This window comes from Paraburkholderia sp. A1RI-2L, assembly GCF_048957375.1.
Lineage (GTDB): Bacteria > Pseudomonadota > Gammaproteobacteria > Burkholderiales > Burkholderiaceae > Paraburkholderia.
In genome coordinates, this window is sequence record NZ_JARBTA010000001.1 from 3173473 (window position 1) to 3193715 (window position 20243).

Consider the following 20243-nt stretch of genomic DNA (forward strand, 5'->3'; position numbering starts at 1 on the left):
CTGGTTGCGGCAGGCGGTAGTACCTGCCCGAATGCTGTTTCAGCGGCGGCTGGCCAAGGCCTGCCGCGCCAGGTTGGCTAACCTGGATAGGCCTCGTCGACTCTCAGGCCGGCCAGCTTGAAGATCACCCTGAGCGTTTGCGGCTTGATGTCCCTGCGTGCGGCCAGAGCGGACATCACGAAATCGAGCACTTTGGCGTACTTCAGCAGGATCAGGCAGTTCTCGAGATCCGCCGCGCCATCGCGCATTTCCTCGGCAAGCCGCAGCATCTCGACTGAGATGTCGCGGGCCATTTCCAGTTCCAGTTGCTGCTTTTCCGTCCACTCGGGCACTTCTACGAGCTTGGCAAGCAGCGCCTGAAATTTTTGCTCCGCATTACCGTCCGGTATCGTGTTCATTGCATGCCCCATGCAGGGTCGCGCAGCACCGTGCGTCATCGCGCAGCGGGGTCTGCGCCGTACCTGTGTCATCGCTTCCTGTGAACCCGGAGCGACCTCCCATGCGCGCATTCCCGGTCCTTGGCCGGTGAGTCGCGCCCCAAATTGGTCCTTTGTGGACGGCGGCGGTTCGGCGCTGCCGCGTCTCTTTTAATCAACCCCTCCCTGCCGTCCGGATGTGGGTCAGCGATCCGGACGCAACAACCTTCCAAATGTGGGGCTATCGGGCCGTCCCCTCTGGTCCGCAGCCTCTTTGAGCTTTTTCCGTAAAATGTCAGATCTACTCACCGCGTTCCGTCGCCTGCCGCACGTTTCGTGGCAATTGACGCCTCTCTTTTGTGCCGACCCGATGTCAAGCAAGACTTACGAAATCCGTCCGAACCAGTCGATCGAACTCCTGAAGGAGCTTCATATCCTGACACGCGACGGCAAGATGAACCAGGACAGCCGCCGCAAGCTGAAGCAGGTATATCACCTGTTCCAGTTCATCGAGCCGCTGCTCAAGGACCTCAAGCAGGATGGTCGCGACGTTACGCTCGTCGACCACGGCGCGGGCAAGTCGTACCTGGGTTTTATCCTGTACGACCTCTTTTTCAAGGAGCTGCACGACAACTCGCGCATCTTCGGCATCGAGACGCGCGACGAGCTGGTGCAGCGTTCTCGCGAACTCGCGCAGCGGCTCGGCTTTCCCGGTATGTCGTTTCTCAATCTTTCGGTGGCCGATTCAATTACTTCCACGCAGCTGCCGCCGACGGTCGACATCGTCACGGCATTGCACGCGTGCGATACCGCCACCGACGACGCCCTGCGCTTCGCGCTCAAGAAGCACGCGCGCTATATCGTCGTGGTGCCGTGCTGCCAGGCCGAAGTGGCGGGCGTGCTGCGCCGGAACAAAGGCAAGTCACTGGGTCAGGCGCTCACCGAAATCTGGCGCCATCCGCTGCATACGCGCGAGTTCGGCAGCCAGATCACCAATGTGCTGCGTTGCCTGCAACTGGAGGCGCATGGTTATCAGGTGAGCGTGACGGAACTGGTGGGCTGGGAGCACTCGATGAAGAACGAGCTCATCATCGCGCAGTACAAGAATCTGCCGCGACGCCGCCCTTCGGAGCGGCTCAACGAGATTCTCGACACCTTCGGGCTTGCGGAGCTGCGCGAGCGCTATTTCGTCGATGGCGCCGATGCGGGCGAGCCGGCTGGCGCGTCGAGCGCCGGGTAGTACATTGACCGCCCCTTTATCGGTCAAGCGGGCGGCGCGGTTCAATCTTCGTTGCGCTTCGCCATCCACGCGCGCCAGCCTTCGAGGCCGAGGCGCCGCAGCGTTTCCTGATTGCGTTCGTAGATGTCGGCGGCGTCGGGAAATGCGTCCACGGCGCGCTCGATGCTGGCCTCGCGCAACAGGTGCAGTATTGGATACGGCGCGCGGTTCGTGTAGTTCTCGATGTCGTCGGGCTCGGTGCCTTCGAACCGATAGTCGGGATGGAAGCTCGCGATCTGCAGCGTACCTTCAAGACGCAGCTGCGCGAGCAGCATGTCGGCGAAGTGCAGCGCGTCGTTGTAGTCGAGGAAGTCGGCGAATGCATGCGGGAGGATTAGCAGGGTCGTGTCGAGCTGCTCGGGCGCGGCATCCGCAAGCGTGCGCAGTTCGGTTTCCAGGTCGGCCAGCACGCCTTCCAGATCGGTCGCCTCGCTGATCGCGTAGCGGATCTGGCCCTTCACATGCACGCTTTTCGCGAACGGGCAGAGGTTCAGGCCGATCACGGCGCGCGTCAGCCAGTGGCGGGTGGCGGCGAGAATTTCGGCGTTTTCGGGCTGGGCGCCCGTGGCGCGGGGAGCGGCGGTATCGGTCATGGCGGCATTCTACTGGCGTGTCAGCGGGACCCGTGCGGCGGGCGACACGCCGCGTCGATCAGCAACTTCGCCATGCGCGGTGCGGCGAGGATCGGCCCGCAGCCGGGTCCGTAGGTCTGGCTTGCCGCGTAGACGCCTTCGATCAGCAGCGCGAGTTCGTCGGCGAGCGCCGTGGGGTCGGCCGCGTTGGCGGCGTGCGCGAGTTTGTTCAGCCGCGCGATCAGCTTCGACTTGTTGCCGGCCACGCTCTGCCGTGCCGGATGCATGGCGTCCGGAAACTCCGCCGAGACGTTGACGAACGGGCAGCCGCGGTAATCGGCCGCGGAGGCGCGCTGGGCGAGATCCTCGAAATACTGGACCAATTGCTTCGCGGGATCGCCGGGATGCTTCGCGATGCTCGCCTCGAAGCGCTCGAAGAAGCGCTCGTCGCAGCGCTTCAGATACGCGACCACCAGATCGTCCTTCGACGAGAACTGCCGGTACAGGCTCATCTTGTTCACGCCCGCGCGTTCGACCACGGCTTCGATGCCAACCGCGCGCACGCCTTCCCGATAGAACAATTCGTCCGCCGCGCGCAGCAGATGCTCCTGGGCTCGCGGCCCGGCCGTCTGGGTGCGGATGCGGCCCGCGCGCGGCGCGCCGGGCGTGGCGGAGGCGGTTGGAGCAGCGTCTTCACGCTTGGGCTGGTTGGACATTTTGGGCATCTCGTCATCGGGGTTACGCTTGACATGTTACCGAGCGGTCACTACTATCGCAACACACTTGTGACCGACCGGTAACAATCGGCGCGACCCACAGGCGAGCAGGCAGACAAAAATGTCAACGAAGCTGGCTCCAGACGGAGCAAGAGGAGCATCGATGAACTGGGCAGCGAGGATGGTCGGCGGACGTTTCCACTATGGATGGATCGTCGTGGCGGTGGTGTTTCTCGTGTTGCTGGCGGCGGCCGGCACGCGCGCGACGCCGAGCGTGATGATGGTGCCGCTCGAGCACCAATTCGGCTGGAGTCGCGCGACGATCTCGCTGGCGATTTCGATAAACATCGCGCTGTACGGGCTCATGGGGCCGTTCGCAGCGGCAGCGATGCAGCGCTTCGGCGTGCGTCCCACGCTGCTGGCGGCGCTTGGCACGATGGCGGCGGGCGTGGCGCTTTCCGCGCTGATGACGCATCCGTGGCAGATGATTCTGATCTGGGGCGTGATGGTGGGCGGCGCGACAGGCGTGGCGGCGCTCTCGCTTTCGGCGACCGTGGTGACGCGCTGGTTCACCACTCATCGCGGCCTCGCGATGGGCGTGCTCACCGCGAGCTCGGCCACTGGGCAACTCGTGTTCCTGCCTTTTCTCGCGGCGATTGCGCAAAAGCACGGCTGGCAGCCCGTGGTGCTGGTGGTTGCGGTGGCGGCCGCCGTCGTGCTGCCGCTCGTGGCGTTTCTCTTGCCGGAGCGGCCGGCCAGCATGCAGCTGCGCCCGTACGGCGAGCCGCATGACGCGCCTGTCGTGCCGCCGGCGCCGCAACAAAATCCGATCAAGCTCGCGTTCGGTGCGCTCACGTCGGCTAGCCGCACGCGCGACTTCTGGCTGCTCTTCTTCAGCTTCTTCATCTGCGGTGCGAGCACGAACGGCTATGTCGGCACGCACCTCATCGCGATGTGCGGCGACTATGGCATGACGGAAGTGCAGGGCGCTTCGCTGCTCGCGACGATGGGCATCTTCGATCTTTTCGGCACCACGCTTTCGGGCTGGCTCTCCGATCGATTCAACGCCCGCGTGCTGCTGTTCTGGTACTACGGGTTGCGCGGCCTGTCGCTCATTTATCTGCCGCACGCTTTCGGCATCGACTTCTTTGGACTGCCGATCTTCGCCGTGTTCTACGGGCTCGACTGGATCGCGACCGTGCCGCCAACGGTGCGTCTTGCCACCGATGTCTACGGCAAGGAGCGCGCGCCGATCATCTTCGGCTGGGTGGTCGCGGGCCACCAACTGGGCGCGGCCTTCGCGGCCTTTGGCGCGGGGCTGCTGCGCTCGAGCCTTGGCACGTACACGGTGGCCTCGATGATCTCGGGCGGGCTGTGCCTGATCGCTTCGCTTCTCGTGCTGCGCATCAATCGCGGACCGCGGGCGGTCGGGGTGCAGACGGCTTGAGTGGCGCAACCGGCTGAAGTACACCGAACCCCCCAACCTTTTTTGCCTGAGCGCGTTTCACTGGGCGCAGGTATGCTGTTGGCCTCGGGCGAGCGCCCTCAACCCTCAAGGACAGACAAGGCATGACGAAGCACAAACCCGCACCGACAGCCGTGCCCATCCACGAACTGATCGCCGGCCGCTGGAGCCCGCGTGCGTATTCGAGCGAGCCGGTTTCGCGCGAGGCGCTGCACGCCGTGATCGAGGCCGCGCGTTGGGCGCCGTCGGGCTACAACTTGCAGCCGTGGCGCTTCATCGTATTCGACCGCTCGGCCGATGAAGTCGCGTTCAAGCGCGCTTTCTCGACGCTCGTGCCGTTCAACCAGCAATGGAACGCGCCCGCGCCGATCCTGATCGCGGTGACGGCGCAGACGCTCAACGCGAAGGGCGAGGTGAACCGCACGGCGCAGTATGACGCGGGCGCGGCGGCCATGTCGCTGGTGCTCCAGGCCCACGCGCTGGGACTGGCCGCACACCAGATGAGCGGCTTCGACGTGAACGCATTCCGCAAGGAGTTCGCGCTGCCGAACGACGTGGAGCCGCTCGCGTTCATCTCGATCGGCCATTACGGCGACGCCGAGAAGCTTGACCCGGTGCTGCGCGACCGCGAAAAGGCGGAGCGCACGCGCTCGGCGGTGGGCGAGATCGCCTACGCGAATGCCTGGAAGCAGCCCTTCAAGGGATGATGCGGCCCGAGGCGTAGCGTAGGCCACCGCCCGGCGCAGCAAGGGCGGCAGCGAAAAACAGCAGTGAACGAAACGCGCGGCGCAGCCCGCGCGTTTTTTCTTGCGGGGACGCATCACCGCCCTTCGGTTGCCCCGTGCCGCGCTTTCGTGATACAAAGCCGGTCCTCCCAGCCTTCCTCCTTGCGCGCGCCCGCTGCGCGTCATTGCCATGACCCCGTTTTGCGCAATCGACTTCGGTACTTCCAATTCGGCCGTGGCGTTGCCAGGCGCCATGCCCGGCGACGCCATGCGCCTCGCGCCTGTTGAGGGCGCGCACACCACGCTGCCCACCTCGGTGTTCTTCAATATCGACGAGCACACGCGCGAATTCGGCCGCGCGGCGCTGACCTCATATATCGATGGCTTCGACGGGCGCCTCATGCGCTCGATGAAGAGCATCCTCGGCTCCCCGCTTGCGGAGAGCACGACCGATCTCGGCGACGGCACCGCGATCCGCTACACGGAAATCATCGCGATTTTTCTGGAGCACCTGAAGCGCAGCGCCGAGCGTTGCGCGGGGGCGCCCATTACGCGCGCAGTGCTGGGCCGCCCGGTATTTTTCGTCGACGAAGACCCGCGCGCCGACCAGCTCGCGCAGGACCAGCTCGAAGCGGCGGCGCGTGCAGTGGGCTTTACGGAGATCGAGTTCCAGTACGAGCCGATTGCGGCGGCGTTCGACTACGAGTCGCGCCTGACCGAAGAGGGCTTGGTGCTGGTGGCGGACATCGGCGGCGGCACCTCGGATTTTTCTCTCGTGCGCGTGGGGCCGCAGCGCATGACGCAACTCGAGCGCAAAGGCGACGTGCTCGCCCACCACGGCGTGCACGTCGCCGGCACGGATTTCGACCGCCGCGTGGAGCTCGCGACGATCCTGCGCGAACTCGGCTATCAGTCGCTCGACCCGGAGGGCCGCGAGGTGCCTAACCGCGTCTATTTCGATCTCGCGACCTGGCATCTCATCAACACGGTCTATCCGCCCAAGCGGGTGACCGAGCTCAAGCTCATGCGCCACCTCTATGGCAACAGCGTGCACCACGACCGCCTGATGCGCGTGGTCGAGTGGCGTCTGGGCCATGCGCTGATGGCGCATGCGGAAGAGGCGAAGATCGGGGTGTCGGCGGGCGGGGAGACGATGATCGATCTGGAGCAGGTGGAAGCCGATCTGCGCCTCGCATTCGACGACGCGCAGCTGATCGATGCCGGCCGCGAGGAAACGCGCCGAATCGTGCAGGCCGCGCGCGATACCGTGCAGGCGGCCGGCGTGGCGCCGGGCGCGGTCAACGCGCTCTATTTCACGGGCGGCTCCACCGGCCTGCTGTTCTTGACTCAGGCGCTCGCCGAGGCCTTCCCGCAGGCGCAGCCCGTGTTCGGCGACCGCCTCGCCAGCGTGGCGACGGGGCTGGGCATCCACGCGCAGCGCCTGTTCGGCTGAATCGCGCGGTGGCAGCGCACTGGCGTTCCACCGCGAAATTCATCGACAAAACGACCAGGCAACAAAAAACCCCACTTTCCAGAGGAAGCGTGGGGTTTTTCGGTAAGCTTGCTGGTCAGGGCTAGAGGTTGGAGCCCCGACACTCAGAGCGGGTACTTAGACCGGCTTGATATTTGCAGCTTGCTTGCCCTTAGGGCCCGTACGGACTTCGAATTGAACCTTTTGGTTCTCTTGCAGCGTCTTGAAGCCGTCGACCTTGATTTCCGAGAAGTGCGCGAACAGATCTTCGCCGCCGCCGTCCGGGGTGATAAAGCCAAAGCCCTTAGCGTCATTGAACCACTTGACGGTACCGGTTTCCATAATACTTTCCTAAAAATGAATGAAGGCCGAGGCCAAAGAGGTGCACGAAAATCAAGGAAGGGGTATGGGACCAGCCGGAGTACCGTTGATGGGCGAACTACGAAAGACCTATTCACACTCGCCGCTTGAAATCCTGCTCGGACTTTATACGGCTAATTGGCAGCAAGGTCAACCAGGGTCCAGGCTAATTCGACATATTTTTACGCCGGGGTCGAAACGAAGCCTTACAAAGCTTGCTAAGTGACTGTTTTTTTTGTAGGGCCGTAGAGATTTCCGAGGCGTTTTTCTGGTGCAACCGTTAAACTACGCGCCGCGAATGGGTTGCGCTTAAAGGTGCAATCCAGTCGTACGCAGGTGCGACCGCTGTCGAAACCCGCCCGCACAACAGACGGGACAAGCGGCGTCGAACTGCTCTTGAAACAGGAGAAGACGTGAAAAGTTCAATTCAACGGAACATCGGCCCGTTCGCGCTGATGTTTACCGGCCTCGGGTCGATCATCGGTTCGGGCTGGCTGTTCGGCGCGTGGAAGGCAGCCAAGATTGCCGGTCCCGCCGCCATTTGTGCCTGGATCATCGGCGCCGTGGTCATTCTGGCGATTGCACTCACCTACGCCGAGCTTGGCGCGATGTTCCCCGAATCGGGCGGCATGGTGCGCTACGCGCGCTACTCGCACGGCGCGCTGGTGGGCTTCATCAGCGCCTGGGCCAACTGGATCGCCATTGTCTCGGTGATTCCGATCGAAGCCGAGGCCTCGATCCAGTACATGAGCACCTGGCCCTATCCATGGGCGCACGCGCTGTTCGTGAACGGTGAGCTGACCTCATCGGGCTTGTTCCTCTCGGCGCTGCTCGTGATCATTTACTTCATGCTCAACTACTGGGGCGTGAAGCTCTTCGCGCGCGCCAACAGCGCCATTACGATCTTCAAGTTCATCATTCCGGGTCTCACGATCGCTGGCCTGATGGCGACCGGCTTCCACCACGAGAACTTCGGCCAGGCGACCGACTTCGCGCCGTATGGCTGGTCGGCAGTGTTCACGGCCGTGGCAACCAGCGGCATCGTGTTCGCGTTCAACGGCTTTCAGAGCCCGATCAACCTCGCCGGTGAGGCACGCAACCCTTCGAAGAGCGTGCCGTTCGCGGTGATCGGCTCGATCCTCTGCGCGCTCGTGATCTATGTGCTGCTGCAGGTTGCGTACATCGGTGCTGTCTCGCCGACGGACGTGATGAAAGGCTGGGACACCTTCAACTTCAAGTCGCCGTTCGCTGAACTCGCGATTGCGCTGAACCTGAACTGGCTCGCGATCCTGCTCTACGTGGACGCGTTCGTGAGCCCGAGCGGCACCGGCACGACCTACATGGCCACGACCTCGCGCATGATCTACGCGATGGAGCGCAACGGCACGATGCCCAGGATGTTCGGCAACGTGCACCCGTTCTACGGCGTGCCGCGTCAGGCGATGTGGTTCAACCTGCTCGTCTCGTTCATCTTCATGTTCTTCTTCCGCGGCTGGAGCTCGCTCGCGGCGGTGATCTCGGTGGCGACCGTCATTTCGTACCTCACCGGCCCGATCGCGCTGATGGCGCTCAAGCGCGCTGCTCCGGAGCTCCAGCGTCCGCTTTCCGTGCCGTTCATGAAGGTCATCGCGCCGTTCGCGTTCGTGTGCGCGTCGATGATCCTGTACTGGGCGAAGTGGCCGCTGACCGGCGAAATCATCCTGCTGATGATCGTCGCGCTGCCGGTGTACTTCTACTATCAGGGCAAGACGGGCTTCGACGGCTGGGGCCAGGATCTGAAGGCCGCCTGGTGGCTGTGCGCATACCTGCCGGCGATGGCACTCCTGTCGCTGATCGGCAGCAAGCAGTTCGGCGGCCTCAACGTCCTGCCCTATGGCTGGGACATGCTGGTGGTCGCGATCGTCTCGCTCGGCTTCTACTACTGGGGCGTGAACTCGGGTTATCGCACGCCGTACCTGAAGGAGCGTGACGAGCACGATGAAGTGCTCGAGGGCATCGGCGCGCACTAAGCGTATTGCGCGATGCAAGACCCACACAAGGCCCGCCTGAAGCAATTCAGGCGGGCCTTGTTGCTTGATGCGACGGCGCTGGCGCTACTGGACGGCCGATCCGAATACGTAGTTCGTCATCGCGAGCGCGCGCTGATAGGTGCCGAGCGACTGGACGCCCAGTGTGTAGTCGTCATCGGCGGCGCCGAGCGCGGCGAAGACTGGCAGCAGATGCTCATCGGTCGGGTGCATGAGCACTGCATGCGGCGCCTGATTGCGGTAATCGAGCAGGGCGTCGATGTCGCGCGCGGCGAGGCGCGCTTCGAACCAGTCGGTGAATTCGGTCACGCGCGGATCGGCGTCTTCGGGGCGCGCCGAAAAGTCCGCCGCGCGCAGGTTGTGCGTGATCTGGCCCGAGCCAATCACCATCACGCCTTCATCACGCAGTTCCCGCAGGGCGCGGCCGAGCGCGAAGTGGTGAGCGGCGTCGGCGTGCGGCTGGATCGAGAGCTGCGCGACGGGCACGTCGGCATCGGGGAACATCAGCAACATGGGTACCCAGGCGCCGTGATCGAGGCCGTGCACCTCTTCGTCCACGGGGACACCCTGTGCACGCAGCAGCGCCGCCGCACGCTGCGCGGTCTCGGGCGCGCCGGGCGCGGGGTACTGGATCTCGTAGAGCGCGCGCGGAAAGCCATAAAAGTCGTGGATGGTTTCGGGCCGCTGGGCCGTGCTCACGACGGGCTTGAGCGTGTTCCAGTGCGCGGAGAGCATCAACACGGACTTCGGACGCGGCAGATGTTGCGCGAGCGTCGTAAAGCCGCCGGACGGCAGCGACGGGTCGATCGGCAGCGTGGGCGCGCCGTGCGAGAGGAATAAGGTAGGCGTACGGGTGGTCATGATCGCTGGCCGCGCGCAGCGGCCGGAAAGTGTCGAATTACGATCAATATAAGACTCAACCCGTGCGAATTAAACGGGGCGAAAGGGAATTGATTGTGTCGCCCACGTTGATAATCGACGAGGCGGGCGAAAATCAGTCCGCAGCGCCGCGCAAGCCGGGCCAGGCCGGCGAGAGCGCCGGGCCTAGCGCGAACAGATCGAGCACGCGCGCGACCGTGTGATCGACCATTTCGTCGATGCTGGCAGGCTGGTTGTAGAACGCCGGCAGCGGCGGAAAGATCACGCCGCCCATCTCGGTCACGGCGGTCATGTTGCGCAGATGCGCGAGATTGAGCGGCGTCTCGCGCACGAGCAGCACGAGGCGTCGGCGCTCCTTGAGCGTGACGTCGGCGGCGCGGGCGATCAGGTTGTCGGAGAGGCCGTGCGCGATGCTCGCGAGCGTCTTCATCGAGCAGGGCGCGACGATCATGCCGTCGGTCGCGAACGAGCCCGAGGCAATCGTGGCGCCCACGTCGCGCACCGAATGCACGACATCGGCGCGGGCGTGGAGGTCGTCTTTCGTGAGCTGCAGTTCGTGCTGGATGTTGAGCCAGCCGGCCGACGAAATCAGCAGATGCGTTTCGACGCCGCCAAGACGGCGCAGCGTGTCGAGCATGCGCACGCCGTAGATCGCGCCCGTGGCGCCCGTGATCGCGACGATCAGGCGGCGGGAGGGCGGGGCAATAGATGCAGTAGGCGTGGGGTTCACGAAAGGCGGGGCGCGAGAAAACGCGAAGGCGGGGCCAGCGATGGGAGCAAACAAGGCGGCGGGCTTGCGCCGCGCCGCCTCGCTTCAAACGGCTTTACGCCGCGGTGAACAGCTGCTGCAGTTCGCCGTTCTGATACATCTCCATCATGATGTCCGAACCGCCGACGAATTCGCCCTTCACATAAAGCTGCGGAATGGTCGGCCAGTTCGAGAATTCCTTGATGCCCTGGCGGACTTCGTCATCCTCGAGCACGTTGACGGTCTTGAACTGCTCGACGCCGCAGGCTTTCAGGATCTGCACTGCGCGGCCGGAGAAGCCGCACATCGGAAACTGCGCGTTGCCCTTCATGAAGAGGACGACGGCGTTTTCGTCGACGATCTGCTTGATGCGCTGTTGGGTGTCCATGTCTGACCTTGGGATAAATGGGTGCTGAAAACAATGAGTGCAGATCGAAATGATAGCGGATTTCGCCTGCGCGGGCCGGGCATGCCCTGGCGCGTATTGCCCGATCGCGGCTAGTTCACGAGGCGTGCGCCGCTGATGCGTTCGATGCCAGCCAGATCGGCTTGTGAGTGAACATCGGCGAAACCTTGCGCTTCGAGCAGCGCACGCACCGCCGCCGCCTGATCGTAGCCGTGCTCCATCCAGAGCACGCCGCCCGGCGCGAGGTGCGCCGGCGCGCCGGCGACGATCGTGCGCAGCGCCGTGAGGCCGTCGGCTTCGTCGGTGAGGGCGCCGCGCGGCTCGAAGCGCAGGTCGCCTTGTGCGAGATGCGGGTCGCCGCTCGCGATATAGGGCGGATTGCTCACGATGACATCGAAGCGCAATGCAGGATCGAGCGCGTCGTACCAGCTGGCGGCCACGAAGGTGAGCGCGCCCCCCGGGCGCCGGGCGGCGAGCAGCTTCGCGGCGTTGCGCGCGGCCACGTCGAGCGCGGCCTGCGAGCGGTCGACGGCCCACACGCGCGCACCGGGCCGCGCCGAGGCGATGGCCACCGCGATCGCGCCGCTGCCCGTGCCCAGATCGAGCACGCGCGGCTGCGCTAGACCTTCCATGGCGGCCAGGGCCGTTTCCACGAGCAGCTCGGTTTCGGGGCGCGGAATCAGCACGTCGGGCGTGACGTCGAAGTTCAGGCCGTAGAACTCGCGCGCGCCCACGATCTGCGCGATGGGTTCGCCCTGCACGCGGCGCGCTTCGAGTGCGCGATAAGCGTCGATCTGCGCGGCTTCGAGTGGACGCTCGCCGCGCGTGATCAGCTCCGTGCGGCGCCAGCCGAGCACGTGCATGAGCAGCACGCGCGTCTCGAGCGCGGCGAGGGGCGAGGCGCGCAGCAGGGCATCGGCGGTGACTATTGGTTCGCTCACGATAAACGCGCGCTCAATCGGCGTCGCCGAGCGAGGCCAGCTGCTCGGCCTGATGCTCGGAAACCAGCGCGCCGATCAGCTCGTCGAGATCGCCGTCCATGATTGCTTCGAGACGATAGAGTGTCAGGTTGATGCGGTGATCGGTGAGGCGCCCTTGCGGAAAGTTGTAGGTGCGGATGCGCTCCGAGCGGTCGCCCGAGCCCACGAGGCTCTTGCGCGTGGCCGCTTCCTTCGCGTGCTGCTCCTGGTATTGCTTGTCCTTGATGCGTGCCGCGAGCACCTTGAGCGCGCGGTCCTTGTTCTTGTGCTGCGAGCGGTCGTCCTGGCACTCGACCACGATGCCGGTCGGCAGGTGCGTCACGCGCACGGCCGAATCCGTCTTGTTGATGTGCTGACCGCCCGCGCCGGAGGCGCGGAACGTGTCGATGCGCAGATCGGCGGGATTGATCTCGACCTCGCCGATCTCGTCGGCTTCGGGCATCACTGCGACCGTGCACGCCGAGGTGTGGATGCGGCCCTGCGTTTCGGTGGCCGGCACGCGTTGCACGCGATGCCCGCCCGACTCGAACTTGAGCTTCGAATAGGCGGCTTCGCCCGCGATGCGCACGATCACTTCCTTGTAGCCGCCGAGGTCCGACTCGCTCGCCGACATCATCTCGATCTGCCAGCGGTTGCGTTCCGCGTAGCGCAGGTACATGCGCAGCAGGTCGCCCGCGAACAGCGCCGACTCGTCGCCGCCCGTGCCCGCGCGGATTTCGAGGAAGACGTTGCGATCGTCGTTGGGGTCCTTCGGCAGGAGCATCATCTGCAACTCGTGCTGCAATCGCGCCATGCGCTCGCGTGCGGCTTTCACCTCGTCTTCGGCGAAGTCGCGCATCGATGCATCGGCGAGCAGCTCTTTCGCGGCCGCTTCGTCGGCGAGCGCAGCCCGCCATTGTGCGTAATGCTCGACCACCGGCCCCAATTCCGCGTGCTCGCGTGTGAGCTTGCGGTACTGGTCGCGGTTCGACGTCACGTCGGGACGGCTCAACAGGTCGTTCAGCTCGGCCAGGCGGGTAGTCAGCTGGTCGAGCTTCGATTGCATGCTCGTTTTCATCGGGCGGTGCGGAGCGGGCTCCGGAAAGGACTGCGGGAAATGGGCGGCGGGCTGGGGGCCCAGGCTTCGGGATGCATGCCGCGCGAGGCGCGGCGGGCGGCGAGAGCAGCTAACGGCCGGAGGCGTCTTCCGGGGCGTCGGACGCGTTCGCGGTGTTCGAATCTGCGGATTCGGACGATGATGCAGCATCACCGCCCCTGGCGGGCTGGCCATGGCGGTAGAAGCCGCTCATCAACTCGATGAGCGAATCGCGGTTTTCGCCGCTCGACGTGTTGAGCGCGTGCGTCGGGCCGTGAATCAGCTTGTTGGTGAGCGACTGCGACAGCGCTTCGAGCACGGCCGCGGGGTCGTCGCCGCGCGCGAGCAGCTTGCGCGCGCGCTCGAGTTCGGCGCGGCGCAGGGCGTCGGCCTGGGTGTGCATGTGGCGGATGACCGGCACGATGCTGCGCGTGTCGAGCCACTGCATGAAGTTCGCGACGCGCGTTTCGATGATGGTCTCGGCCTGCGCCACGGCGGCCTGGCGCGAGGCGTTGCCTTCGCGCACGATCGTGCCGAGGTCGTCGACGGTATAGAGGAACACGTCTTCGAGCTCGCCGACTTCGGGTTCGATGTCGCGCGGCACCGCGAGGTCGACCATGAAGATCGGTCGATGGCGGCGCGCCTTCACGGCACGCTCGACGGCGCCCAGGCCGATGATCGGCAGCGTGGACGCCGTGCACGAGACGATGATGTCGAACTCGTGCATGCGCGCGGGCAGGTCCGAGAGCGGAATTGCATGACCGCCGAAGCGTTCGGCGACAGTGCGCCCGCGTTCGGCGGTGCGGTTCGCCACCACGAGTTCGCGCGGCTGCTGCGCGGCGAAGTGCGCGGCGCACAGTTCGATCATCTCGCCCGCCCCGATGAACAGCACGCGCTGGTTGGCGATCTTGTCGAAGATGCGCTGCGCGAGGCGCACGGCGGCGGCGGCGAGCGAAACCGACTGCGCGCCGATCTCGGTCGTGCTGCGCACTTCCTTGGCTACCGCGAAGGTGCGCTGGAACAGCTGGTTCAAATAGGTGCCGAGCGCGCCGGCCTCGGTGGCGGTGCGCACCGCGGTCTTCATCTGGCCGACGATCTGCGTTTCGCCGAGCACCATCGAGTCGAGCCCCGACGCCACTCGGAACGCATGGCGCACGGCCTCGGACTGCGGCAGCGTGTAGACGTGGGGCGCGAGTTCCTCGGTGCGGATGCCGTGGTAGTGCGAGAGCCATTCCACTGCGGAATCGCGCGAGCTTTGCGCGTCGGTCGCGCAATAGAGTTCCGTGCGGTTGCAGGTGGAGAGGATGGCGGCTTCGGGGGCGTTCAGGCTGCGCCGCCCGCCGGACCACGCGTCCTTGAACATCGCGAGGGCGGGCTTGATCTGTTCGAGCGGAAACGCCACGCGTTCGCGCAAGGCGACGGGCGCGGTGTGGTGATTGATTCCGATCGTTAGAAGCTGCATACCGTGGGGCGAAGATTTTGCCGGATATTATAACTTTTCCGGGCTTCTGACATTCGCGTCGGCAAAGTCAGCGTCCTCCTCGTTTGTTATAGGTAACCGCTCAAGCTGGTAGCCGTAACCATACAACGTTGTCAGACGCCAGCCGTGCTCGGGTCCGAGCTGCAATTTGCTGCGCAGCCGCGAAGCATGCGTATCGAGCGTGCGCGACCGAACGTCGCGGTTCAGATTCCAGACGGTTTCAAGAATGCGCGCCCGGGAAACGGGGCGCGATGCGTTGGTGAACAGCAGCAGCGCGAAGCGGAACTCCTTCGGCGTGAGCGTGACGGTCTGGCCCCTGAACGACACCTCGTAGCGCGCGGAGTCGAACAGATAATCGCCGAAGCCATGGCGCGCGCGATTGCGCGGACGGCGCACGCCCGCACGGCGCAGCAAGGCGTCGATGCGCGCGAGCATTTCGGGACCGCGCACGGGCTTGGCGATGCAGTCGTCGGCGCCCGCTTGCAGGCTCGCGACGATTTCGCTTTCGTGCGGAGAAGCCATCAGCACGATGGCGGGCAGGCCAGGCAGCAGACGGCGCGCGCGCGGGATGAGTTCGTCGCCGCCGAGGTCGCCGCACCATGAAGCGGCCATCAGCAGGTCGAAGGCGTCATCTTCGAGCGCTTGGACGAGCGGAGCGCTCTGGGGAAAGTGCCGGCACGCATGGCCGCCCGAAATGAGCAATCGCTCGATGATTTCGGCCTGGCGCGCATCGGGTTCGACAAGTGCAATTCGCATAGGGGAGTCCAGCCGCCGAGGGCTGGGTGCGCTTGCCTTGCGCCATCCCGCCCCCTACACTCAACCGCTACGCGGGAAGCGCCGAGTCGACCGTTTCCAGTAAAAATACTGTTGTTAATGAGGCACAAGAATGCTATCCGCCGCGTCGTCACTGTCCTATCGGACTCTTCTGAAAATTCTTAGGATTGGGCTCTGATGGGCTGGGCAGGCATCGTCGTGCTCGGTCTTGTCGTCGGCTTCGCGGGGTGGTTTTTGCATCCGCTGCGGCGGGCGTCCGGGCCCTCGGGCAGCGGGCTCGCACTCGCCGTCGCGGCGGCGCTCGCGGGCGCCGCGCTGGCGAAGGCGGCGGGGCGCGCCACCGGACTCTTCTATGATGGCGAACTGCTCGAATGGCCGGTTTGCACGGCTGTCGCGGTTGTCCTTGTGGCTGGGTTGGTCGCGCTGCGCGCGCGGCGCTAACCTGCCGCTCATCCGTCGCTAACGGAGCATCAAGGTCGTACCAAGCCGAAATACCCGCCAGAATGCCCCACCGTCTTCGCAATAGAGCGCTCTCACAAGGCGCGCTTCTCTTACTCGCAGGTGAAAAACATGAATGCCCGACTTCCCGAAACGTCCACGATTCCCGAACGCATCGCCGCACTGCGCGCCGAGATGGCGAGCGCGGGCGTCGACGCCGCGCTGGTGCCGTCCGCTGACCCGCACCTCTCCGAATACCTGCCGCGCCGCTGGCAGGGGCGCGAATGGCTCTCGGGCTTCACGGGTTCGGTGGGCACGCTCGTCGTGACGAAGGATTTCGCGGGCGTGTGGGTGGACAGCCGCTACTGGGTGCAAGCCGAGCAGCAACTCGCGGGCACGGGCATCCAGCTCATGAAGATGATGGGCGGCCAACAGAGCGCGCCGCACATCGACTGGCTCGCGCAGACCGTGCCGGCTGGCGGCACGGTCGCGGTGGACGGCGCGGTGCTTGGCGTGGCGTCGGCGCGCGCGCTGGCCGAAGCGCTCGACGCACGCGGCGTGAAGCTGCGCACCGATCTCGACCTGCTCGACGCTGTCTGGAGCGGTCGTCCTTCGCTGCCGCTAGAACCGGTCTACGAGCACGTCGCGCCGCATGCGGACGCGCAGCGCGCGGGCAAGCTCGCTCAGGTGCGCGCCGCGATGCAGGACAAGGGCGCGCAGTGGCATTTCATTTCGACGCTCGATGACCTCGCGTGGCTCTTCAACCTGCGCGGCGCCGACGTGAACTACAACCCCGTGTTCGTCGCGCACGCGCTGATCGGGCCCGATCGGGCGACGCTGTTCGTCGCCGATGGCAAGGTGCCGGCCGAGCTCGCACAATCGCTCGCGCGCGACAACGTGCGCGTCGCGCCCTACGCGCACGCCGCCGATGCGCTGGCGGCGCTGCCCGCGGGCGAATCGTTGCTGATCGACCCGCGCCGCGTGACGTTCGGGCTGCTGCAGGCGGTGTCCTCGGCAGTGAAGCGCGTGGAGGCGATCAACCCGAGTACGTTCTTCAAGTCGCGCAAGACCGCCGCCGAAGCCGAGCACGTGCGCGCGACGATGGAGCAGGACGGCGCCGCGCTCGCCGAATTCTTCGCGTGGTTCGAGGCGGCGCTGGGCCGCGAGACCATCACCGAGCTCACCATCGACGAAAAGCTCACCGCCGCGCGTCAGCGCCGGCCGGGCTTCGTTTCGCTCTCGTTCGCCACGATTGCGGGCTTCAACGCAAACGGCGCGATGCCGCACTACCGCGCCACGCCCGAGTCGCACAGCGTGATCGAAGGCAACGGCCTGCTCCTGATCGACTCGGGCGGCCAGTACCTGGATGGCACGACTGACATCACGCGCGTGGTGCCCATCGGCACGCCGAGCGCCGAGCAAAAGCGCGACTTCACGATCGTGCTCAAGGGCACGATGGCGCTCTCGCGCGCGCAGTTTCCGCGCGGCATCCGCTCGCCGATGCTCGACGCGATCGCGCGCGCGCCGATCTGGGAAGCGGGCGCCGACTACGGCCACGGCACGGGCCACGGCGTGGGCTATTTCCTGAACGTGCACGAAGGCCCGCAGGTCATCTCGCACTACGCGCCGGCCGAGCCGTGGACCGCGATGGAGGAAGGCATGATCACCTCGGTCGAGCCGGGCCTCTACCGGCCGGGCAAGTGGGGCGTGCGCATCGAGAACCTCGTCTTGAACCAGAGCGCCGGGACCACCGAATTCGGCGATTTCCTGAAGTTCGAAACGCTCACGCTGTGCCCGATCGACACGCGCTGCATCGACCTCAGGCTCCTGCGCGATGACGAGCGCGAGTGGCTCAACGCATATCACCAAACGGTGCGCGCGCGCATCGCGCCGCATGTTTCGGGCGACGCGCTCGCGTGGCTCGAAAAGCGCACGCAGCCGATCTGATCGGCGACGCCATCACGTGGAAGTCAGGCGGAAATCACGCGGAATTCAACCCGGAGCGCAAAGGCATGGCAATCAAGGCAGTGGTGTTCGACTTCGGCGGGGTGCTGGTGGACTGGAGCCCCGAGTATCTGTACCGCAAGCTGATTCCCGACGATGACGAACGCCGCTGGTTTCTCACCCATGTTTGCGCGATGGACTGGGTGGTGCGCCAGGACGGCGGCGAGCCGATCGCCGCAGGCACCGAAGCGCTCGTCGCGCGATTTCCGGGGCACGAAGCGCTCATTCGCGCGTTCTACGAGCGCTGGCACGAGATGATCGGCGGGCTGCTCGAAGGCGGCGTGGCGACCTTCGAGCGGCTGGAAGCGGCCAACGTGCCGATCTTCGGGCTCACGAACTGGTCTGCGGAGACGTTTCCGTGGGCGTGGGAGCGCTTCGGCATTCTGCGGCGCTGCCGCGATATCGTCGTCTCGGGGCGCGTGAAGCTCGTGAAGCCCGATCCGGCGATCTTCCACGAAATGTTCCGCCGCATCGAGGTGCAGTTGCCGGGCGTAACGGCCGGCGAACTCGTCTTCATCGACGACAATGCGCACAACATCGAGGCCGCCACCGCGCTTGGCTGGCACGGCGTGCATCACACGAGCAGCTCGACCACCGACGCGAAGCTGCGCGAACTCGGCCTGCCGGTCTGATTGAGTCCGATTAGGTCTGATGGAGTCTGGTTGCTCGCGCACCAGCAAAAACGGCAGCCCGAGGGCTGCCGTTTGCGTTTTCAGGAGGGCGGCGTTGAAATGCTTGCGCCGACCGGACCTGCTTAGCGGCTGATCGGCTTGTAGCGCAGACGCTTCGGACGCGCCGCCTCTTCGCCGAGGCGCTTGATCTTGTCGGCCTCGTACTCCTGATAGTTGCCGTCGAAGAAGGTGACCTGCGAGTCGCCTTCGAACGCGAGGATGTGCGTGGCGATACGGTCGAGGAACCAGCGATCGTGCGAGATCACCATCACCGAGCCCGCGAATTCGAGCAGGGCGTCTTCGAGCGCGCGCAGCGTTTCGACGTCGAGGTCGTTCGACGGTTCGTCGAGAAGCAGGACGTTGCCGCCCGAAATCAGCGTCTTCGCGAGATGCAGACGGCCGCGCTCGCCACCCGAGAGGTTGCCGACGATCTTCTGCTGATCGCCGCCCTTGAAGTTGAAGCGGCCGATGTAGGCGCGCGACGGCGTTTCGTACTTGCCCACCGTCAGCACGTCCGCGCCACCCGAGATTTCCTCGAACACGGTCTTGTCGGAAGCCAGCGCGTCGCGGCTCTGGTCCACGTAGGCGAGCTTGACGGTCGGGCCTTGCACGATTTCTCCCGAATCCGGCTGCTCCTTGCCCGTGAGCATGCGGAACAGCGTCGACTTGCCGGCGCCGTTCGGCCCGATGATGCCGACGATCGCGCCTGCCGGAATCTTGAAGCTGAGGTTATCGATGAGCAGACGGTCGCCGTAAGATTTGCTGACGTTCTTGAACTCGATGACTTCGTTGCCCAGACGCTCGCCCGCCGGAATGAAGATTTCCTGCGTTTCGTTGCGCTTCTGGTAGTCCGCGCTCGACAGTTCCTCGAAACGCGCGATGCGCGCCTTCGACTTCGCCTGACGGCCCTTGGGGTTCTGGCGCACCCACTCCAGTTCCTTCTTGATGGCCTTCTGGCGCGCCGATTCCGACGCTTCTTCCTGCTTCAGGCGCTCTTCCTTCTGGTCGAGCCAGCTCGAGTAGTTGCCCTTCCAGGGAATGCCGTGGCCGCGGTCGAGCTCGAGAATCCACTCGGCGGCGTTGTCGAGGAAGTAGCGGTCGTGGGTCACGGCGACCACGGTGCCGGGGAAGCGCGTGAGGAACTGCTCGAGCCATTCGACCGATTCGGCGTCGAGGTGGTTGGTCGGCTCGTCGAGCAGCAGCATGTCGGGCTTTTCGAGCAGCAGCTTGCACAGCGCCACGCGGCGCTTCTCACCGCCCGAGAGATTGCCGATCTTCGCATCCCACGCCGGCAGGCGCAGTGCGTCGGCGGCGATTTCGATCTGCTGCTCCGCGCTGCCGTCGGTGGTCGCGAGGATCGCCTCGTACTTTGCCTGCTCGGCGGCGAGCGCGTCGAAGTCGGCGTCCGGCTCCGCGTAGGCGGCGTAGATTTCGTCGAGCTTCTTCTGCGCGTTGAACACGTCGCCCAGACCTTCCTCGACCGCTTCGCGCACGGTCTTTTCCGGATCGAGCTGCGGCTCCTGCGGCAGATAGCCGATGTTGAGGTTGGGCATCGGCGTGGCTTCGCCTTCGATGTCCTTGTCGACGCCGGCCATGATCTTGATGAGCGTGGACTTGCCCGAGCCGTTCAGGCCGAGCAGGCCAATTTTCGCGCCGGGGAAGAACGACAGCGAGATGTCCTTCAGGATCTGGCGCTTGGGCGGCACGATCTTGCCGACCCGGTTCATTGTGAAGACGTATTGGGCCATGGGAGTGTC

General features: G+C 65.1%; 20 protein-coding genes. 8 read left to right on the plus strand and 12 right to left on the minus strand.

Annotation, left to right across the window (positions count from 1 at the left end; all coding sequences use genetic code 11):
- Positions 1 to 77 precede the first annotated feature (77 nt).
- The gene (locus tag PWP93_RS14595) at positions 78 to 398 is read right to left on the minus strand and encodes a DNA-binding protein (protein ID WP_421024866.1); all 321 of its coding nucleotides are present in this window, start codon (positions 396 to 398) and stop codon (positions 78 to 80) included.
- Between the two features lie 388 nt (positions 399 to 786).
- On the opposite strand from PWP93_RS14595, the gene PWP93_RS14600 reads away from it, so the two are divergent.
- A complete protein-coding gene (locus PWP93_RS14600; protein ID WP_421044934.1) occupies positions 787 to 1656 on the plus strand; it encodes a class I SAM-dependent methyltransferase in 870 nt (289 codons plus the stop codon).
- Between the two features lie 41 nt (positions 1657 to 1697).
- Here the strand turns inward: PWP93_RS14600 and PWP93_RS14605 are convergent, their stop codons facing one another.
- Both PWP93_RS14605 and PWP93_RS14610 read right to left on the minus strand, forming a co-directional pair.
- Positions 1698 to 2288: a DUF1415 domain-containing protein gene (locus tag PWP93_RS14605; RefSeq protein WP_421044935.1), complete on the minus strand. Its 591-nt coding sequence runs from the start codon at positions 2286 to 2288 to the stop codon at positions 1698 to 1700.
- A gap of 20 nt (positions 2289 to 2308) precedes the next feature.
- Entirely contained in the window at positions 2309 to 2983 is a 675-nt protein-coding gene (locus PWP93_RS14610; protein WP_421044936.1) for a TetR/AcrR family transcriptional regulator, read from the minus strand.
- Between the two features lie 163 nt (positions 2984 to 3146).
- Between PWP93_RS14610 and PWP93_RS14615 the strand changes: the two genes are divergently transcribed.
- From PWP93_RS14615 to PWP93_RS14625, 3 genes are all read left to right on the plus strand, one after another.
- Positions 3147 to 4430 carry an MFS transporter gene (locus PWP93_RS14615; RefSeq protein ID WP_421044937.1) on the plus strand — a complete coding sequence of 428 codons (1284 nt, stop codon included), beginning with the start codon at positions 3147 to 3149 and terminating at the stop codon, positions 4428 to 4430.
- A gap of 122 nt (positions 4431 to 4552) precedes the next feature.
- Positions 4553 to 5155, plus strand: coding sequence for a nitroreductase family protein (locus PWP93_RS14620; RefSeq protein WP_421024861.1), 603 nt, complete (start codon positions 4553 to 4555; stop codon positions 5153 to 5155).
- A gap of 208 nt (positions 5156 to 5363) precedes the next feature.
- Entirely contained in the window at positions 5364 to 6626 is a 1263-nt protein-coding gene (locus PWP93_RS14625; RefSeq protein WP_421044938.1) for an Hsp70 family protein, read from the plus strand.
- A gap of 156 nt (positions 6627 to 6782) precedes the next feature.
- Here PWP93_RS14625 and PWP93_RS14630 read toward each other — a convergent pair whose 3' ends face one another.
- Positions 6783 to 6986, minus strand: coding sequence for a cold-shock protein (locus PWP93_RS14630; protein ID WP_027797379.1), 204 nt, complete (start codon positions 6984 to 6986; stop codon positions 6783 to 6785).
- Positions 6987 to 7417: 431 nt separating this feature from the next.
- Between PWP93_RS14630 and PWP93_RS14635 the strand changes: the two genes are divergently transcribed.
- The gene (locus tag PWP93_RS14635; protein ID WP_421044939.1) at positions 7418 to 9013 is read left to right on the plus strand and encodes an APC family permease; all 1596 of its coding nucleotides are present in this window, start codon (positions 7418 to 7420) and stop codon (positions 9011 to 9013) included.
- A gap of 84 nt (positions 9014 to 9097) precedes the next feature.
- Here the strand turns inward: PWP93_RS14635 and PWP93_RS14640 are convergent, their stop codons facing one another.
- The 7 genes from PWP93_RS14640 to PWP93_RS14670 form a co-directional block, all read right to left on the minus strand.
- Entirely contained in the window at positions 9098 to 9892 is a 795-nt protein-coding gene (locus PWP93_RS14640) for a DODA-type extradiol aromatic ring-opening family dioxygenase (protein ID WP_421044940.1), read from the minus strand.
- A 133-nt stretch (positions 9893 to 10025) separates the two neighbouring features.
- Entirely contained in the window at positions 10026 to 10640 is a 615-nt protein-coding gene (locus PWP93_RS14645) for a UbiX family flavin prenyltransferase (RefSeq protein ID WP_421024857.1), read from the minus strand.
- Between the two features lie 94 nt (positions 10641 to 10734).
- Positions 10735 to 11046 (minus strand): Grx4 family monothiol glutaredoxin, encoded by a 312-nt coding sequence (grxD, locus tag PWP93_RS14650; protein ID WP_129562930.1) that lies wholly within the window; start codon positions 11044 to 11046, stop codon positions 10735 to 10737.
- A 110-nt stretch (positions 11047 to 11156) separates the two neighbouring features.
- Positions 11157 to 12005 (minus strand): peptide chain release factor N(5)-glutamine methyltransferase, encoded by an 849-nt coding sequence (prmC, locus tag PWP93_RS14655; protein WP_421044941.1) that lies wholly within the window; start codon positions 12003 to 12005, stop codon positions 11157 to 11159.
- A 13-nt stretch (positions 12006 to 12018) separates the two neighbouring features.
- On the minus strand, positions 12019 to 13101 hold the full coding sequence (gene prfA / locus PWP93_RS14660) for a peptide chain release factor 1 (protein WP_035531573.1): 1083 nt from the start codon (positions 13099 to 13101) through the stop codon (positions 12019 to 12021).
- A gap of 109 nt (positions 13102 to 13210) precedes the next feature.
- Positions 13211 to 14581: a glutamyl-tRNA reductase gene (gene hemA, locus PWP93_RS14665; RefSeq protein WP_421044942.1), complete on the minus strand. Its 1371-nt coding sequence runs from the start codon at positions 14579 to 14581 to the stop codon at positions 13211 to 13213.
- 27 nt (positions 14582 to 14608) lie between these two features.
- A complete protein-coding gene (locus PWP93_RS14670; RefSeq protein WP_421044943.1) occupies positions 14609 to 15355 on the minus strand; it encodes a response regulator transcription factor in 747 nt (248 codons plus the stop codon).
- Between the two features lie 195 nt (positions 15356 to 15550).
- Here PWP93_RS14670 and PWP93_RS14675 point away from each other — a divergent pair, with 195 nt between their 5' ends.
- The 3 genes from PWP93_RS14675 (at position 15551) to PWP93_RS14685 (ending at position 18447) form a co-directional block, all read left to right on the plus strand.
- On the plus strand, positions 15551 to 15814 hold the full coding sequence (locus PWP93_RS14675; RefSeq protein ID WP_421044944.1) for a hypothetical protein: 264 nt from the start codon (positions 15551 to 15553) through the stop codon (positions 15812 to 15814).
- A 129-nt stretch (positions 15815 to 15943) separates the two neighbouring features.
- Positions 15944 to 17758 (plus strand): aminopeptidase P family protein, encoded by a 1815-nt coding sequence (locus PWP93_RS14680; RefSeq protein ID WP_421044945.1) that lies wholly within the window; start codon positions 15944 to 15946, stop codon positions 17756 to 17758.
- Between the two features lie 65 nt (positions 17759 to 17823).
- A complete protein-coding gene (locus PWP93_RS14685; RefSeq protein ID WP_421024851.1) occupies positions 17824 to 18447 on the plus strand; it encodes an HAD family hydrolase in 624 nt (207 codons plus the stop codon).
- Between the two features lie 122 nt (positions 18448 to 18569).
- On the opposite strand, the gene ettA is transcribed toward PWP93_RS14685, so the two are convergent.
- Positions 18570 to 20234, minus strand: a complete 1665-nt coding sequence (gene ettA, locus PWP93_RS14690; protein WP_421024850.1) for an energy-dependent translational throttle protein EttA — start codon at positions 20232 to 20234, stop codon at positions 18570 to 18572.
- Positions 20235 to 20243: the final 9 nt, after the last annotated feature.

Excerpts from the sequence above, each read along its gene's own strand:
- PWP93_RS14605 (WP_421044935.1), bottom strand. The coding sequence starts at position 2,288 with ATGACCGATACCGCCGCTCCCCGCGCCACGGGCGCCCAGCCCGAAAAC.
- PWP93_RS14620 (WP_421024861.1), top strand. The coding sequence starts at position 4,553 with ATGACGAAGCACAAACCCGCACCGACAGCCGTGCCCATCCACGAACTG.
- PWP93_RS14670 (WP_421044943.1), bottom strand. The coding sequence starts at position 15,355 with ATGCGAATTGCACTTGTCGAACCCGATGCGCGCCAGGCCGAAATCATC.
- PWP93_RS14685 (WP_421024851.1), top strand. The coding sequence starts at position 17,824 with ATGGCAATCAAGGCAGTGGTGTTCGACTTCGGCGGGGTGCTGGTGGAC.
- PWP93_RS14615 (WP_421044937.1), top strand. The coding sequence starts at position 3,147 with ATGAACTGGGCAGCGAGGATGGTCGGCGGACGTTTCCACTATGGATGG.
- grxD (WP_129562930.1), bottom strand. The coding sequence starts at position 11,046 with ATGGACACCCAACAGCGCATCAAGCAGATCGTCGACGAAAACGCCGTC.
- PWP93_RS14630 (WP_027797379.1), bottom strand. The coding sequence starts at position 6,986 with ATGGAAACCGGTACCGTCAAGTGGTTCAATGACGCTAAGGGCTTTGGC.
- PWP93_RS14680 (WP_421044945.1), top strand. The coding sequence starts at position 15,944 with ATGAATGCCCGACTTCCCGAAACGTCCACGATTCCCGAACGCATCGCC.
- PWP93_RS14610 (WP_421044936.1), bottom strand. The coding sequence starts at position 2,983 with ATGTCCAACCAGCCCAAGCGTGAAGACGCTGCTCCAACCGCCTCCGCC.
- PWP93_RS14600 (WP_421044934.1), top strand. The coding sequence starts at position 787 with ATGTCAAGCAAGACTTACGAAATCCGTCCGAACCAGTCGATCGAACTC.
- ettA (WP_421024850.1), bottom strand. The coding sequence starts at position 20,234 with ATGGCCCAATACGTCTTCACAATGAACCGGGTCGGCAAGATCGTGCCG.
- PWP93_RS14625 (WP_421044938.1), top strand. The coding sequence starts at position 5,364 with ATGACCCCGTTTTGCGCAATCGACTTCGGTACTTCCAATTCGGCCGTG.
- PWP93_RS14675 (WP_421044944.1), top strand. The coding sequence starts at position 15,551 with ATGGGCTGGGCAGGCATCGTCGTGCTCGGTCTTGTCGTCGGCTTCGCG.
- hemA (WP_421044942.1), bottom strand. The coding sequence starts at position 14,581 with ATGCAGCTTCTAACGATCGGAATCAATCACCACACCGCGCCCGTCGCC.
- PWP93_RS14595 (WP_421024866.1), bottom strand. The coding sequence starts at position 398 with ATGAACACGATACCGGACGGTAATGCGGAGCAAAAATTTCAGGCGCTG.
- prfA (WP_035531573.1), bottom strand. The coding sequence starts at position 13,101 with ATGAAAACGAGCATGCAATCGAAGCTCGACCAGCTGACTACCCGCCTG.
- PWP93_RS14640 (WP_421044940.1), bottom strand. The coding sequence starts at position 9,892 with ATGACCACCCGTACGCCTACCTTATTCCTCTCGCACGGCGCGCCCACG.